At 50.0% G+C, this 16010-nt stretch carries 15 protein-coding genes; all 15 read left to right on the top strand.

The features are described from left to right. Positions 1-211 precede the first annotated feature (211 nt). The 15 genes from sucA to cpoB all read left to right on the top strand — a co-directional run bounded on the left by sucA (position 212) and on the right by cpoB (position 15988). Positions 212-3019 (top strand): 2-oxoglutarate dehydrogenase E1 component, encoded by a 2808-nt coding sequence (gene sucA / locus DT73_RS12755; RefSeq protein WP_036109330.1) that lies wholly within the window; start codon positions 212-214, stop codon positions 3017-3019. A gap of 14 nt (positions 3020-3033) precedes the next feature. Then, complete coding sequence (gene odhB, locus DT73_RS12750) at positions 3034-4236, top strand: 2-oxoglutarate dehydrogenase complex dihydrolipoyllysine-residue succinyltransferase (protein ID WP_036109327.1); 1203 nt, start codon at positions 3034-3036, stop codon at positions 4234-4236. Between the two features lie 109 nt (positions 4237-4345). Further along, positions 4346-5512, top strand: a complete 1167-nt coding sequence (gene sucC / locus DT73_RS12745) for an ADP-forming succinate--CoA ligase subunit beta (RefSeq protein WP_036109319.1) — start codon at positions 4346-4348, stop codon at positions 5510-5512. Beyond that, positions 5512-6384 carry a succinate--CoA ligase subunit alpha gene (gene sucD, locus DT73_RS12740; RefSeq protein WP_036109307.1) on the top strand — a complete coding sequence of 291 codons (873 nt, stop codon included), beginning with the start codon at positions 5512-5514 and terminating at the stop codon, positions 6382-6384. Before sucC ends, sucD begins: the two co-directional genes overlap by 1 nt. 680 nt (positions 6385-7064) lie before the next feature. Continuing rightward, positions 7065-8633: a cytochrome ubiquinol oxidase subunit I gene (gene cydA / locus DT73_RS12735; protein WP_036109303.1), complete on the top strand. Its 1569-nt coding sequence runs from the start codon at positions 7065-7067 to the stop codon at positions 8631-8633. 15 nt (positions 8634-8648) lie between these two features. Continuing rightward, positions 8649-9788: a cytochrome d ubiquinol oxidase subunit II gene (cydB, locus tag DT73_RS12730; RefSeq protein ID WP_036109301.1), complete on the top strand. Its 1140-nt coding sequence runs from the start codon at positions 8649-8651 to the stop codon at positions 9786-9788. Positions 9789-9802: 14 nt separating this feature from the next. Then, complete coding sequence (gene cydX, locus DT73_RS25570; protein ID WP_064597002.1) at positions 9803-9919, top strand: cytochrome bd-I oxidase subunit CydX; 117 nt, start codon at positions 9803-9805, stop codon at positions 9917-9919. Further along, on the top strand, positions 9916-10209 hold the full coding sequence (ybgE, locus tag DT73_RS12725) for a cyd operon protein YbgE (RefSeq protein ID WP_036109292.1): 294 nt from the start codon (positions 9916-9918) through the stop codon (positions 10207-10209). Before cydX ends, ybgE begins: the two co-directional genes overlap by 4 nt. A 135-nt stretch (positions 10210-10344) precedes the next feature. Then, on the top strand, positions 10345-10749 hold the full coding sequence (ybgC, locus tag DT73_RS12720) for a tol-pal system-associated acyl-CoA thioesterase (RefSeq protein WP_036109289.1): 405 nt from the start codon (positions 10345-10347) through the stop codon (positions 10747-10749). Continuing rightward, positions 10746-11438: a Tol-Pal system protein TolQ gene (gene tolQ / locus DT73_RS12715; RefSeq protein WP_072006956.1), complete on the top strand. Its 693-nt coding sequence runs from the start codon at positions 10746-10748 to the stop codon at positions 11436-11438. Before ybgC ends, tolQ begins: the two co-directional genes overlap by 4 nt. Before the next feature lie 3 nt (positions 11439-11441). After that, on the top strand, positions 11442-11870 hold the full coding sequence (tolR, locus tag DT73_RS12710; protein WP_036109282.1) for a colicin uptake protein TolR: 429 nt from the start codon (positions 11442-11444) through the stop codon (positions 11868-11870). Positions 11871-11906: 36 nt separating this feature from the next. Beyond that, on the top strand, positions 11907-13226 hold the full coding sequence (tolA, locus tag DT73_RS12705; RefSeq protein ID WP_036109278.1) for a cell envelope integrity protein TolA: 1320 nt from the start codon (positions 11907-11909) through the stop codon (positions 13224-13226). 127 nt (positions 13227-13353) lie between these two features. Further along, entirely contained in the window at positions 13354-14646 is a 1293-nt protein-coding gene (gene tolB, locus DT73_RS12700; protein ID WP_036109275.1) for a Tol-Pal system beta propeller repeat protein TolB, read from the top strand. Between the two features lie 31 nt (positions 14647-14677). Next, positions 14678-15190 (top strand): peptidoglycan-associated lipoprotein Pal, encoded by a 513-nt coding sequence (pal, locus tag DT73_RS12695; RefSeq protein ID WP_036109271.1) that lies wholly within the window; start codon positions 14678-14680, stop codon positions 15188-15190. A gap of 9 nt (positions 15191-15199) precedes the next feature. Continuing rightward, the gene (gene cpoB / locus DT73_RS12690; protein WP_036109268.1) at positions 15200-15988 is read left to right on the top strand and encodes a cell division protein CpoB; all 789 of its coding nucleotides are present in this window, start codon (positions 15200-15202) and stop codon (positions 15986-15988) included. Positions 15989-16010: the final 22 nt, after the last annotated feature.

The following is a 16010-nucleotide window of genomic DNA, read 5'->3' as shown; positions in this document are numbered from 1 at the left end:
TTTTCAGGAAATCTTTAAAAACTGCCGGTAGCACCTTGCACCGGGTGTCATACTCAAAAGGTGCAATTGCGTGAAGACAGTTTTTAAAGGTTCCTTCGCGGGCGATTCCATTATAAAAGCTCGCTGAAAGTGAACCCTGGTACGTGCCCCATAAGGGTGTACGATGTAGTTTTTACGGCGAAAGTAAGCCTGTAAGGCTTAAGGGATCACGATGCAGAACGGCGCAATGAAAGCCTGGCTGGACTCTTCTTACCTGTCTGGTTCTAACCAGACATGGATAGAACAGCTCTATGAAGACTTCTTAACCGATCCTGACTCAGTGGACGCACACTGGCGCTCCATGTTCCAGCAGTTGCCAGGAACAGGGGTAAGACCGGATCAATTCCATTCCAAAACACGTGATTATTTTCGTCGTCTGGCGAAGGATGCCTCACGTTACACTTCCTCAATTACCGACCCTGACACCGATGCCAAGCAGGTAAAAGTCCTGCAGCTCATCAACGCATACCGCTTCCGCGGTCACCAGCAGGCTAATCTCGACCCACTCGGGTTGTGGCAACAAGAGTCGGTACCTGATCTCTCTCCTGCATTTCATCACCTGACGGAAGCTGATTTCCAGGAGAGCTTTAACGTGGGGTCTTTTGCAATTGGCAAAGACACCATGAAGCTGGGCGACTTAATCACTGCACTGAAGCAAACCTATTGTGGTTCTATCGGTGCGGAATATATGCATATCACCAACACAGAAGAAAAGCGCTGGATTCAGCACCGTATTGAATCTGTGGTTGGTCAGCCTTCCTTCTCAACAGAAGAGAAAAAGCGCTTTCTCAGTGAGTTAACAGCGGCTGAAGGTATGGAGCGCTATCTCGGTGCCAAATTCCCGGGTGCAAAACGCTTCTCTCTGGAAGGTGGTGACGCGCTTATCCCCATGCTCAAAGAACTGATTCGCCATGCAGGCAAAAGCGGTACCCGTGAAGTGGTACTGGGCATGGCGCACCGTGGTCGTCTTAACGTGCTGCTCAACGTTCTGGGTAAAAAACCGCAGGATTTGTTTGACGAATTCTCCGGGAAGCATAAAGAGCATCTGGGAACCGGTGATGTGAAATATCACATGGGCTTCTCGTCAGACATCGAAACTGAAGGTGGTCTGGTCCACCTGGCGCTGGCGTTTAACCCTTCGCATCTGGAAATTGTCAGCCCGGTTGTTATTGGTTCTGTGCGTGCGCGCCTTGACCGGCTGGATGAACCTGGCAGCAACAAGGTTCTGCCTATCACTATTCATGGCGATGCTGCTGTTGCAGGCCAGGGTGTAGTTCAGGAAACCCTGAACATGTCCAAGGCTCGTGGTTATGATGTGGGTGGTACTGTTCGTATCGTTATTAATAACCAGATTGGTTTTACTACGTCGAACCCACTGGATGCCCGCTCCACACCTTATTGTACTGATATTGGGAAAATGGTGCAGGCCCCGATTTTCCACGTCAATGCAGATGACCCGGAAGCAGTGGCGTTTGTTACCCGTCTGGCACTGGATTACCGCAACACCTTCCAGCGTGATGTGTTTGTTGACCTGGTGTGTTACCGCCGTCATGGCCATAACGAGGCCGATGAACCCAGTGCAACCCAGCCGCTGATGTACCAGAAAATTAAAAAACACCCCACGCCTCGCAAACTCTATGCAGACAAACTGGAACAGAACCAGATTGCCACGCTGGAAGATGCCACTGAACTGGTGAATCTGTACCGCGATGCGCTGGATGCCGGTGACTGCGTGGTAAAAGAGTGGCGCCCAATGAATATGCACTCATTCACCTGGTCGCCTTACCTGAACCATGACTGGGATGAAAGCTACCCGAACAAAGTTGACATGAAGCGTTTGCAGGAACTGGCAAAACGCATCAGTACGGTTCCGGACGCTGTCGAAATGCAGTCTCGTGTAGCGAAAATTTACGGCGACCGCCAGGAAATGGCCGCCGGTAATAAACCGCTCGACTGGGGTGCTGCAGAAAACCTGGCTTACGCCACCATGGTTGACGAAGGTATTCCGGTACGCATTTCTGGTGAAGATGCAGGCCGTGGGACATTCTTCCACCGCCATGCTGTCATTCATAACCAGACCAACGGCTCGACTTACACGCCGCTGTGCCATGTACACAATGCACAGGGTACTTTCCGTGTCTGGGATTCTGTTCTGTCTGAAGAAGCCGTGCTGGCCTTCGAGTATGGTTACGCGACAGCAGAGCCACGCACTCTTACTATTTGGGAAGCACAATTTGGTGACTTCGCAAATGGTGCTCAGGTGGTTATCGACCAGTTCATCAGTTCTGGTGAACAAAAATGGGGCCGGATGTGTGGGCTGGTGATGTTACTGCCTCATGGTTATGAAGGGCAGGGGCCAGAGCACTCTTCCGCACGCCTGGAACGCTACCTGCAACTGTGTGCTGAGCAAAACATGCAAGTGTGCGTACCATCAACACCGGCACAGGTTTACCATATGCTACGCCGTCAGGCATTGCGTGGTATGCGCCGCCCGCTGGTGGTGATGTCACCCAAATCCCTGCTGCGCCATCCTCTGGCTATTTCCAGCCTGGATGAACTGGCGAATGGCACTTTCCAGCCTGCCATCGGTGAAATTGATGATATCGATCCGCAAGCTGTGAAACGTGTGGTGATGTGTTCTGGCAAGGTGTACTACGATTTGTTGGAACAACGCCGTAAAAACGATCAACACAATGTGGCGATTATCCGTATTGAGCAGTTGTATCCTTTCCCGGTACAAAGCGTGCAGGAAGTGCTTAAACGGTTCTCCCATGTTCATGACTTTGTCTGGTGTCAGGAAGAGCCTCTGAACCAGGGCGCATGGTATTGCAGCCAGCACCACTTGCGCGAAGTGATACCTTTTGGCTCCGCACTGCGTTACGCAGGGCGTCCGGCGTCGGCATCACCTGCCGTCGGGTATATGTCCGTTCACCTTAAACAGCAGCAAGATCTGGTTAATGACGCGCTGAATGTCGAATAGTTAAAGGATAAATAATGAGTAGCGTAGATATTCTTGTTCCCGACCTGCCTGAATCCGTTGCCGACGCCACCGTGGCAACCTGGCATAAAAAACCGGGTGACGCGGTAACCCGCGACGAAGTTCTGGTTGAAATCGAGACTGACAAAGTGGTACTGGAAGTACCGGCAGCCGCTGATGGTGTACTGGATGCTGTGCTGGAAGCTGAAGGCACAACAGTGACTTCTCGCCAGATCCTTGGGCGGCTGCGTGAAGGTAACAGTTCTGGTAAAGAAACCTCTGCCAAGGCAGATGAAAAGGAATCAACACCAGCACAACGCCACACTGCTGATCTTGAAGAGCAAACCAATGACGCTTTAAGCCCGGCAATTCGCCGCCTGTTGAGTGAGCATGATCTTGACGCCAGTGCAATTAAAGGCACCGGTGTTGGTGGCCGCATCACTCGCGAAGATGTTGAAAAACATCTGGCTAAAGCCCCTGCGGCGGCGGCAGCTCCGGCGGTAGAGCCTGTTGCGGGTAACCGCAGTGAAAAACGTGTCCCGATGACGCGTTTACGTAAACGTGTTGCGGAACGTTTGCTGGAAGCAAAAAACTCAACAGCAATGCTGACTACGTTCAACGAAGTTAACATGAAGCCGATTATGGATTTGCGTAAACAGTACGGTGAGGCGTTTGAAAAACGTCATGGTATCCGTCTGGGCTTTATGTCTTTCTATGTTAAAGCTGTGGTTGAAGCACTGAAACGTTACCCGGAAGTGAACGCTTCCATTGATGGTGATGACGTGGTTTACCACAACTATTTCGATGTCAGCATGGCAGTGTCCACACCGCGTGGTCTGGTTACGCCGGTATTGCGTGACGTGGATACACTGGGCATGGCCGATGTCGAAAAACGTATCAAAGAGCTGGCTGTGAAAGGCCGTGACGGTAAGCTCACCGTTGAAGATTTGACCGGTGGTAATTTCACTATCACTAACGGCGGCGTATTTGGTTCCTTGATGTCCACTCCGATTATCAATCCACCGCAAAGCGCCATTCTGGGCATGCATGCCATCAAAGACCGCCCCATGGCGGTAGACGGTAAAGTAGAAATTCTGCCAATGATGTATTTGGCACTTTCTTACGATCACCGTCTGATAGACGGGCGTGAGTCCGTTGGTTTCCTGGTCGCAATTAAAGAGATGCTGGAAGACCCGACTCGCCTGCTGCTGGATGTGTAGTTGTGTGGGGCTTGTGCCCCACACACCGATTACCCGGCCACAGCAAACGCTGTGGCGCAGAGTACCCCGAGCCTAGATGCTCTTCATCTGATTTGAATGGATAGAACTCATGAACTTACACGAATATCAGGCGAAACAATTGTTTGCCCGGTATGGCTTGCCGGCACCGGTGGGTTATGCCTGTACCACACCGCGCGAAGCGGAAGAAGCGGCGTCTAAAATTGGTGCCGGTCCTTGGGTAGTAAAATGCCAGGTACACGCAGGCGGCCGCGGTAAAGCTGGCGGTGTGAAAGTCGTAAAAAATAAAGAAGATATCCGTGCTTTTGCTGAACAATGGTTAGGCAAACGCCTGGTAACCTACCAAACAGATGCCAACGGTCAGCCGGTAAACCAGATCCTGGTTGAAAATGCGACTGATATCGCTAAAGAACTGTATCTTGGCGCAGTTGTAGACCGTAGCAGTCGTCGCGTAGTGTTCATGGCATCCACTGAAGGTGGCGTGGAAATAGAAAAAGTTGCTGCAGAAACGCCGCATCTTATTCACAAAACAGCCATTGATCCACTGACTGGCCCGATGCCGTATCAGGGGCGTGAACTGGCATTCAAACTGGGTCTGCAGGGCAAACAAATTCAGCAGTTCAGCAAGATTTTCATGGGGCTGGCCACTATGTTCCTGGAGCGTGACCTGGCGCTGGTGGAAATCAACCCCTTAGTCATTACTACTCAGGACGACCTGATTTGCCTTGATGGCAAACTGGGTGTTGATGGTAATGCGCTGTTCCGCCAACCAGAACTGCGTGAAATGCATGACAAGAGCCAGGAAGACCCGCGCGAAGCCCATGCTGCGCAATGGGAACTGAACTATGTGGCTCTGGAAGGCAATATCGGTTGCATGGTAAATGGCGCAGGTCTGGCTATGGGCACCATGGATATTGTGAAACTGCACGGTGGTGCGCCGGCTAACTTCCTTGATGTGGGCGGTGGTGCAACGAAAGAACGTGTTACTGAAGCGTTTAAAATTATTCTGTCTGACGATGCGGTTAAAGCGGTACTGGTTAACATCTTCGGCGGGATTGTACGTTGCGACTTGATTGCCGATGGCATCATTGGTGCCGTTTCCGAAGTCGGTGTAAATGTGCCAGTTGTTGTGCGCCTTGAAGGTAACAATGCAGAACTGGGTGCGAAGAAGCTTGCTGAAAGTGGCCTGAATATTATTGCGGCGACCAGTCTGACCGACGCCGCGCAGCAGGTTGTTGCTGCAGTGGAGGGGAAATAATGTCCATTTTAATCGATAAAAACACCAAAGTTATCTGCCAGGGTTTTACTGGTAGCCAGGGGACATTCCATTCCGAGCAGGCCATTGCTTACGGTACCCAAATGGTCGGTGGCGTTACACCGGGTAAGGGCGGTACAACGCACCTGGGTTTACCCGTGTTTAATACCGTTCGTGAAGCGGTAGAGGCCACAGGAGCGACTGCATCAGTTATTTATGTACCGGCCCCGTTCTGTAAAGACTCGATTCTTGAAGCAATCGATGCTGGTATCAAACTGATTATCACTATTACTGAAGGTATTCCCACTCTGGATATGCTGACTGTGAAAGTGAAACTGGACGAAGCCGGTGTGCGCATGATTGGGCCTAACTGCCCGGGCGTTATCACTCCGGGTGCTTGCAAAATCGGTATCATGCCAGGGCACATTCACCAGCCGGGTAAAGTCGGTATTGTTTCACGCTCGGGTACGCTGACCTATGAAGCGGTGAAACAAACAACTGATTACGGCTTTGGCCAGTCGACTTGTGTTGGTATCGGTGGTGACCCAATTCCAGGTTCCAACTTTATCGACATCCTGAAACTGTTCCAGGAAGACCCGCAAACCGAAGCCATCGTGATGATTGGTGAAATCGGTGGTAGCGCAGAAGAAGAAGCTGCTGCCTATATTAAGGAACATGTCACTAAGCCAATGGTGGGTTACATTGCGGGTGTTACCGCGCCTAAGGGTAAACGTATGGGCCATGCTGGCGCCATCATTGCCGGGGGTAAAGGTACTGCAGACGAAAAATTCGCAGCACTTGAAGCTGCCGGGGTGAAAACTGTGCGTAGCCTGGCAGATATCGGTGAAGCGCTCAAATCTATTCTTCCTCAATAAAAAAATGGTGATCGCCGGTAAGGCGTGAACCCCTTTTCGACATGGTTGGCCACCTCCAGGGTGGCCTTTTTTTTACCCGTATAGTGACGAGCACTACACAAAAACAGGGAAAATGAAAATAAAAAGTTAAAAACTTGATTAATATTGTGAAGGAACTACGCTTATTGATATTGCACAGAGTGACAGTTTCATTGTGAAAATGACAATGACATTACGCTTTAATTATTTATAACATCCAGCATACATGTAATTAAAGTTAATTTAATTAACATTATATTAACTTGACGCACACCCGAATAACCTCGTTAACACAAAATATTCGTTATTGATTTAAATCAATAAAATAACCTCTTGTCACCAAATGAAAAATTCCAAATTTGTCGAAGATCAAACTAGCACTTGAGGATGTTTTTCGCTATAAATTGATCACCGTCGAGAAACGCAAAAAACGTTCAGTAAAAACCTATTTATTGTAAGTCTATTGAAGCGTAATATATTCGCGGGATTCATTTGGTATTAATTAACGTATTTGTAACCTTTTTGCTTTTCTTGTTTTACATTCAGTGGTGCCGGAAAAGAAAGAGGTCGCAAATGTTTTTTGTATTGGGGCAAGTGTAGGGGAATGCCGTAGCCAGGTATTCTTCTATTCGGCGTCTTCATGCGAGGAGCAAGGAGTCAAGATGTTTGATATAGTCGAACTGTCACGATTGCAGTTTGCCTTGACCGCACTGTACCACTTTCTGTTTGTGCCACTGACGCTGGGTATGGCGTTCTTGCTGGCCATCATGAATACGATATATGTGTTGTCTGGTAAACAAATCTATAAAGATATGACTAAGTTTTGGGGAAAGTTGTTTGGTATCAACTTTGCTCTTGGGGTTGCCACTGGTTTAACCATGGAATTCCAGTTCGGTACTAACTGGTCATATTATTCGCATTATGTGGGCGATATTTTTGGTGCGCCGCTCGCTATTGAAGGTTTAATGGCCTTCTTCCTTGAGTCGACTTTCGTTGGGCTCTTCTTCTTCGGTTGGGACCGGTTGACCAAAGTACAGCATATGGCTGTTACCTGGTTAGTTGCTCTGGGCTCAAACCTTTCTGCGTTGTGGATTCTGGTCGCAAACGGCTGGATGCAAAACCCAATCGCTTCTGAGTTCAACTATGAAACCATGCGTATGGAAATGGTCAGCTTCTCCGAGCTGGTCCTGAACCCGGTCGCACAGGTTAAATTCGTTCACACGGTTGCTGCAGGCTATGTAACCGGCGCGATGTTCATTCTCAGCATCAGCGCATGGTACATGCTCAAAGGCCGTGACCTCGCATTTGCAAAACGCTCCTTTGCGGTTGCTGCCAGCTTCGGTATGGCTGCTGTGCTTTCCGTTATTGTGCTGGGTGATGAATCTGGTTACGAAATGGGTGACGTACAGAAAACCAAACTGGCTGCCATTGAAGCTGAATGGGAAACGCAACCCGCTCCTGCATCATTCACCTTGTTTGGTATTCCTGACCAGGCTGAACAGAAGAACCACTACTCGGTTCAGATCCCGTATCTGCTGGGGCTTATTGCCACACGTTCTGTTGATACGCCAGTGCTTGGTCTTAAAGATCTGATGGCCCAGCATGAAGAGCGCATCCGTAATGGGATGAAGGCTTATAAGTTGCTGGAAGAATTGCGTGCGGGTTCAACCGACCAGGCAGTGCGTAACGAGTTTAACAATGTGAAGAAAGACCTTGGCTATGGCCTGTTGTTAAAACGTTATACACCAAATGTCACGGATGCAACTGAAGCACAAATTCAGAAAGCCACCAAAGACTCTATACCGGAAGTGGCGCCACTCTATTTTGCTTTCCGCATCATGGTAGCGTGTGGTGTCTTGCTGCTTCTGATTATCGGCCTGTCGTTCTGGTCAGTGATTCGTAATCGTATCGGTCAGAAAAAATGGCTGCTGCGTGCCGCGTTCTATGGTCTCCCATTACCCTGGATTGCTGTAGAAGCTGGCTGGTTCGTTGCTGAATATGGTCGCCAGCCATGGGCTATCGGTGAAGTGTTACCCACAGCCGTTGCTAACTCGACATTGTCCGCGTCTGACTTGATTTTCTCAATCGTACTGATATGCGGTCTGTACACCTTGTTCCTGGTGGCGGAACTGTTCCTGATGTTCAAGTTTGCACGTCTGGGGCCAAGTAGCCTGAAAACCGGTCGCTATCATTTTGAGCAATCCGGCGCTACGGCTCAAACGGCACGCTAAGACAGGAGTCGAAACATGATTGATTATGAAGTATTGCGTTTTATCTGGTGGTTGCTGATTGGCGTTCTGCTGATTGGCTTTACCGTAGCTGATGGTTTCGACTTCGGCGTAGGTATGCTGACCCGCTTTATGGGCCGTAATGATGTTGAACGTCGTGTGATGATTAACAGCATTGCGCCACACTGGGACGGTAACCAGGTATGGCTTATCACTGCTGGCGGGGCGTTATTCGCCGCCTGGCCAATGGTTTATGCTGCCGCTTTTTCTGGTTTTTATGTCGCGATGATTTTAGTGCTGGCATCATTGTTCTTCCGCCCGGTTGGCTTTGATTACCGCTCTAAAATAGAAGATTCTCGCTGGCGTGACATGTGGGACTGGTGCATTTTTGTCGGCAGCTTTGTTCCACCGCTGGTTATTGGCGTTGCATTCGGCAACTTATTGCAGGGTGTACCGTTTAATGTCGATGAGTATCTGCGCCTGACATACACCGGGAATTTCTTCCAACTGCTGAACCCATTTGGCCTGCTGGCGGGTGTGGTGAGTGTAGCGATGTTCCTGACTCAGGGGGCAACCTACCTGCAAATGCGTACCAATGGTGAGTTGCTGCTGCGTGCCCGCGCAGTTTCTCAGGTTGCCACGCTGGTTATGATGGTGTGCTTTATCCTGGCTGGTGTTTGGGTGGTTTACGGGATTGATGGCTATGTGGTGACATCTGCTATGGACCATCACGCCGCATCCGACCCGCTGGTGAAAGAAGTATCTCGCCAGGCAGGAGCATGGCTGGTCAACTTTAATAATGCACCTGCACTGTGGGCTATCCCTGCGTTGGGGGTTGTGCTGCCGTTGCTGACCGTGCTGATGACCCGTGCAAATAAAGCTGCCCTGGCCTTTATTTTCTCCTCACTGACTATCGCCTGCGTCATTCTGACAGCTGGTGTGGCAATGTTCCCATTCATTATGCCATCCAGCACGATGATGAATGCCAGCCTGACAATGTGGGATGCGACATCCAGCCAGTTAACGCTGTCTGTGATGACTTACGTAGCGATTGTGTTCGTACCAATCATTCTTCTGTATACCGCCTGGTGTTACTGGAAAATGTTTGGTCGCATTACGAAAGAACACATCGAAAGCAACACGCATTCTCTGTACTAAGTAAGGAGCTGATTATGTGGTATTTCGCATGGATTCTGGGCACCCTTCTTGCGTGTGCATTCGGTGTGATTACAGCACTGGCACTTGAGCACGTTGAAGCGACTCAGTCCGGAGAAGAAAAGCAGGGATGAAAAATCTGATTTCATCACTCTATAAGCTGGTAGATAAGAGCCCGTTAAGGGCTCTTTCTCTGCTGATGGCACTGGTTCTGGCTGGCTGTATGTTCTGGAATCCGTCACGGTTTGCCGCGCACACCAGCGCGTTATCTGTCTGGCATGGTTTATTGCTGATGTGGGCAGTTTGCGCAGGGGTTATTCACGGTATCGGCTTTAAGCTGAAAGCCATTCAGTGGCAGGCTGTTTTTTGCCCATTACTCGCTATGATCGTACTGGCAGCAGGGTTGGCTTTTTTCTTTTTTTGAATAAGCTACCTCCGTCACAATTTATGGGCTTTACAAAGCCCATAAATATTTACACTCCGCACCCCTTAACCCATTCCCAACCCACTTCAGCTTGCGTATAGTAGCAACGTTTATTTTGCCTTACCGGGATGTAAAGTGAGCACTAAGCAGTTTCAATGGCCTGTTCGTGTCTACTATGAAGATACTGATGCAGGGGGAGTGGTTTACCACGCCAGTTACATTGCCTTTTATGAAAGAGCACGTACTGAAATGCTGCGTGAACATAACTTCAGCCAGCAGGCATTACTGGAAGAGCGTGTTGCCTTTGTTGTGCGCCGCATGTCTGTTGAGTATCACGCGCCAGCCCGACTTGACGACTTACTCGAAATCCAAACAGAGATTACCACGCTACGCCGGACATCTATGGTCTTTACGCAGCGCATAGTCAATGCAGACAACAAGATCCTTAATGAAGCGGAAGTGCTTATTGCTTGCGTTGATCCAATCATCATGAAGCCAAAAGCGCTTCCACTTTCTATTGTCGCGGAGTTCAAGCAGTGACTGACATGAATATCCTTGATTTGTTCCTGAAGGCAAGCCTTCTGGTCAAACTCATCATGTTGATTTTAATGGGTTTCTCTATTGCGTCCTGGGCTATCATTATCCAGCGAACCCGCATTCTCAATGCGGCAACACGCGAGGCTGAAACCTTCGAAGATAAGTTCTGGTCAGGCATTGATTTATCCCGCCTGTATCAGGAAAGCCAGGGGCGTCGTGAGAATTTGAGCGGTTCCGAGCAAATTTTCTATTCGGGCTTCAAAGAGTTTGCACGCCTGCATCGGGCCAACAGCCATGCACCGGAAGCCATTGTTGAAGGGGCATCGCGGGCAATGCGTATCTCAATGAACCGTGAGCTGGAGTCGCTGGAAACGCATATTCCGTTTCTGGGGACTGTAGGCTCTATCAGCCCGTACATCGGTTTGTTTGGTACGGTGTGGGGGATTATGCATGCGTTTATCGGCCTGGGTGCAGTGAAGCAAGCCACACTGCAAATGGTCGCTCCAGGGATTGCAGAGGCGCTGATCGCGACTGCGATTGGTCTGTTTGCCGCTATCCCGGCTGTTATGGCATACAACCGTTTGAACCTGCGTGTTAACAAGCTTGAGTTGAATTACGACAACTTCATGGAAGAGTTTACCGCAATTCTGCACCGTCAGGCGTTTACCACTACTGAGAGCCAAAAGGGGTAAACCATGGCCAGAGTGCGGGGACGAGGTAGCCGGGAGCTGAAGTCCGAAATCAATATTGTGCCGTTGCTGGATGTTCTGTTAGTGCTGGTGCTTATTTTTATGGCCACGGCACCTATCATCACACAGAGCGTCGAGGTGGATTTACCCGATGCAACGGATTCACAGTCCGTGGCGACTAACGATGATCCACCCGTCATTATTGAAGTCTCTGGTGTGGGGCAGTACAGCGTCGTAGTTGATAAAGATCGTATGGATCAACTTCCGCCAGAGCAAGTTATTGCAGAGGCTCAACGGCGCCTGGCAGCAAATCCGAAAACGGTATTTCTGATCGGGGGCGCAAAAGAAGTCCCTTACGATGAAATTATTAAAGCGCTTAATTTGTTGCATCAGGCTGGTGTGAAATCGGTAGGTCTGATGACCCAACCAATTTAATCAGCGCTATAACGGCAGAGTTTTTGGGAACCAAGAGTGTCAAAGGCAACCGAAGAGAACAAAAAGCTTAAACGTGCCATCATCATCTCAGCGGTACTGCATGTCATACTGTTTGCGGTGTTGATTTGGAGTTCGTTTGACGAACATATTGATGCCAGCGCCGGTGGTGGTGGCGGTTCGTCTATTGATGCCGTGATGGTTGATCCTGGCGCTGTAGTCGATCAATACAACCGCCAGTCGCAACAGCAGGCCAGTGCGCAGAGAGCAGCTGAGCAGCGTGAAAAACAGGCTCAGCAGCAGGCTGAAGAACTCCGTGAGAAACAAGCGGCGAAACAACAGCGCCTGAAAGACCTGGAAAAAGAACGGTTAGCTCAGGAGCAGGCGCAGCAGCAAAAACAGGCTGATCAGGCGGCGGCTGAAAAAGCTGCAGCAGAAAAAGCAGCGGCTGAGAAAGCGGCAGCAGATGCAGCAGCCGAAAAAGCAGCTACACAAAAAGCAGCGGCAGAGAAGGCAGCAGCAGAAAAAGCGGCAGCACAAAAAGCAGCGGCAGAGAAGGCTGTAGCGGAAAAAGCGGCAGCACAAAAAGCAGTGGCAGATAAGGCGGCGGCTGAAAAAGCAGCAGCACAAAAAGCAGCAGCACAAAAGGCAGCGGCAGAGAAGGCTGTAGCGGAAAAAGCGGCAGCGCAGCAAGCAGCGGCAGAGAAGGCAGCAGCGGAAAAAGCGGCAGCGCAGCAAGCAGCGGCAGAGAAGGCAACTGCGGAAAAAGCGGCGGCACAAAAAGCAGCGGCAGAGAAGGCAGCAGCGGAAAAAGCGGCAGCACAAAAAGCAGCGGCAGAGAAGGCAGCTGCGGAAAAAGCGGCAGCACAAAAAGCAGCAGCAGATAAGGCCGCTGCTAAAAAATCTGCAGCCGAAAAAGCCGCTTCAGAGAAAGCTGCCGCCAGCAAAGCTGCGGCAAAACAAGCCGCCGGGGTGGATGACCTGTTAGGCGATCTGAGCTCCAAGAAAAATGCACCGAAAGCGGGAGGTGGAGCAAAAGGTAGCAACGCTTCACCTGCCGGTAGTGGTAATACCAAGAATAATGGCGCGTCAGGTGCTGAAATTAATGGCTATGCTTCGCAAATTAAGTCGGCTATTGAAAGTAAGTTCTATGATTCAGGCTCTTATACAGGTAAAACCTGTACGCTCAGAATCAAGCTGGCACCAGATGGTATGTTGCTGGATGTTCAGTCAGAAGGTGGTGACCCGGCATTATGCCAGGCAGCACTTGCGGCTGCTCGCCAGGCACATATGCCAAAACCGCCGAGCCAGGCAGTTTATGAAGTCTTTAAGAATGCGCCGCTGGATTTCAAACCGTAATTCTATTCCCCTGTACTAAGGGAATAGCATGAACGTTAAGTCGCCGGGTGGCGGTAGTTTTGTGTTATTGGGTTTGTTAACCTTCTGCTAATTATCGTGGGTCTTGTATCCAGATAAGGGAGATATGATGAAGCAGGCATTACGAGTTGCATTAAGTTTCCTGATGCTGTGGGCAGCAGTGCTGCACGCTGAAGTACGCATCGAGATAACTCAGGGGGTGGACTCGGCTCGCCCCATCGGTGTGGTACCGTTTAAATGGGCAGGCCCTGGTGCTGCACCAGAAGATATTGGCGGCATTGTGGCTGCCGACTTACGTAACAGTGGCAAATTCAACCCGCTGGATACATCCCGCTTGCCTCAGCAGCCTGCGTCAGCACAGGAAGTTCAGCCTGCTGCATGGTCAGCTCTGGGTATTGATGCCGTCGTTGTAGGGCAGGTATCACCGAATCCGGATGGCAGCTATTCTGTGTCATACCAGTTGGTTGATACTGGTGGGGCGCCGGGCTCCGTCCTTGCTCAAAACACTTATAAAGTGAATAAACAGTGGTTGCGTTATGCAGCGCATACTGCCAGTGATGAAGTGTTTGAAAAACTGACGGGTATCAAAGGGGCTTTCCGTACGCGTATTGCTTATGTCGTGCAGACGGCGAACAGCCAGTATCCTTATGAATTGCGCGTTGCAGACTACGATGGCTACAACCAGTTCCTGGTTCATAAATCACCCGAACCATTGATGTCTCCGGCATGGTCTCCTGATGGCAACAAACTGGCCTATGTAACCTTTGAGAGTGGCCGCTCGGCGCTGGTTGTTCAGAACCTGGCTAACGCTACTGTTCGCCAGATAGCTTCTTTCCCGCGGCACAATGGTGCGCCGGCATTTTCACCGGATGGTACCAAACTGGCTTTCGCTCTGTCTAAAACAGGTAGCCTTAATCTGTATGTGATGGACCTGGCTTCCGGGCAAATTCGCCAGATTACTGATGGCCGCAGCAACAACACTGAACCTAGCTGGTTCCCGGACAGCCAGTCACTTGCCTACACTTCTGACCAGGCAGGTCGTCCGCAGATTTATAAAATCAACATTAATGGCGGTGCTCCGCAACGTATTACCTGGGAAGGTTCACAAAACCAGGATCCGGATGTCAGCGCCGATGGTAAATTCCTGGTGATGGTGAGTTCCAATGGTGGTGCTCAGCATATCGCCAAACAGGATCTGGTAACGGGAGGAGTTCAAACTTTAACTTCTACGTTCCTGGACGAAACGCCAAGTCTGGCACCTAACGGCACTATGGTAATCTACAGCTCTTCTCAGGGGATGGGATCCGTGCTGAATTTGGTCTCTACAGATGGGCGTTTCAAAGCGCGTCTACCGGCTACTGATGGTCAGGTGAAATCACCGGCCTGGTCGCCGTATCTGTAAATAAAAGAGTTCTTACTAAGGATTATAAAAAATGCAATTTAACAAAGTGCTGAAAGGGCTGATGCTGGTTCTGCCTGTTATGGCTATCGCTGCTTGTAGCTCTCACAAGAATGCAAATAATGGTCAGAGCGAAGGCATGCTGGGTGCCGGTACAGGTATGGAAGGCAATGGCAACATGTCTTCTGAAGAACAGGCTCGCCTGCAGATGCAACAGCTGCAACAGAACAATATCGTTTACTTCGATCTGGATAAATACGATATCCGTTCTGAATTCGCGGCAATGCTGGATGCTCACGCAGCTTTCCTGCGCAGCAACCCGTCTTACAAAGTGACTGTTGAAGGTCATGCGGACGAACGTGGTACTCCGGAATACAACATCGCACTGGGCGAACGCCGTGCTAACGCAGTGAAAATGTACCTGCAGGGCAAAGGTGTTGCTGCAGACCAGATCTCTATCGTTTCTTACGGTAAAGAAAAACCAGCAGTACTGGGCCATGACGAAGCCGCTTATGCGAAAAACCGTCGCGCCGTACTGGTTTACTAAGAGAATGGCATGATCAGTAACTTCAGACATCATCTGTTGAGTCTGTCGTTACTGGTTGGCGTAGCGGCCCCCTGGGCCGCTAATGCTCAGGCGCCAATCAGTAGTGTAGGCTCAGGGTCCGTAGAGGACCGTGTAACGCAACTCGAGCGCATTTCTAATGCGCACAGCCAGCTTTTAACCCAACTCCAGCAGCAACTTTCAGATAACCAGTCCGACATAGACTCTCTGCGCGGCCAAATTCAGGAAAGCCAGTATCAGCTTAGCCAGATTGAAGAGCGGCAGAAGCAGATACTGTTGCAGATAGGCAATATGTCTGGTGGGGCGGCAGCAAATGGAACCACGCCTGCTGAAGGGAGTGCGAGCGGTGATACCGGGAGTACGGCTGCGCCGTCTGCACCAGCTTCATCAGCTCCGGCTCAAACTGGTGATGCTAATACAGATTACAATGCCGCGTTTGCACTGGTGCAGGACAAATCGCGCCAGGATGATGCTATTGCTGCATTCCAGAACTTTGTGAAAAAGTATCCGGATTCAACCTATGTTCCGAATGCGAATTTCTGGTTGGGGCAACTGTATTACAGCAAAGGTAAAAAAGACGACTCTGCTTACTATTTTGCATCTGTCGTTAAAAACTTTCCGCAATCACCGAAAGCACCGGATGCAATGTATAAAGTCGGTTTGATCATGCAGGAAAAAGGCGATACGGCAAAAGCGAAAGCAGTTTACCAGCAAGTGGTCTCAAAATACCCAGGCACGGATGGTGCTAAACAGGCTCAAAAACGCCTGAATGGCATGTAATTTTCCGGGCAAGGCCCGATAA

The sequence above is a fragment of the Mangrovibacter sp. MFB070 genome, assembly GCF_000705335.1.
In the GTDB taxonomy this organism is placed as follows: domain Bacteria; phylum Pseudomonadota; class Gammaproteobacteria; order Enterobacterales; family Enterobacteriaceae; genus Mangrovibacter; species Mangrovibacter plantisponsor.
The sequence above is the reverse complement of the archived record's forward strand: the minus strand, read 5'-3'. Positions and strand labels throughout refer to the sequence as shown.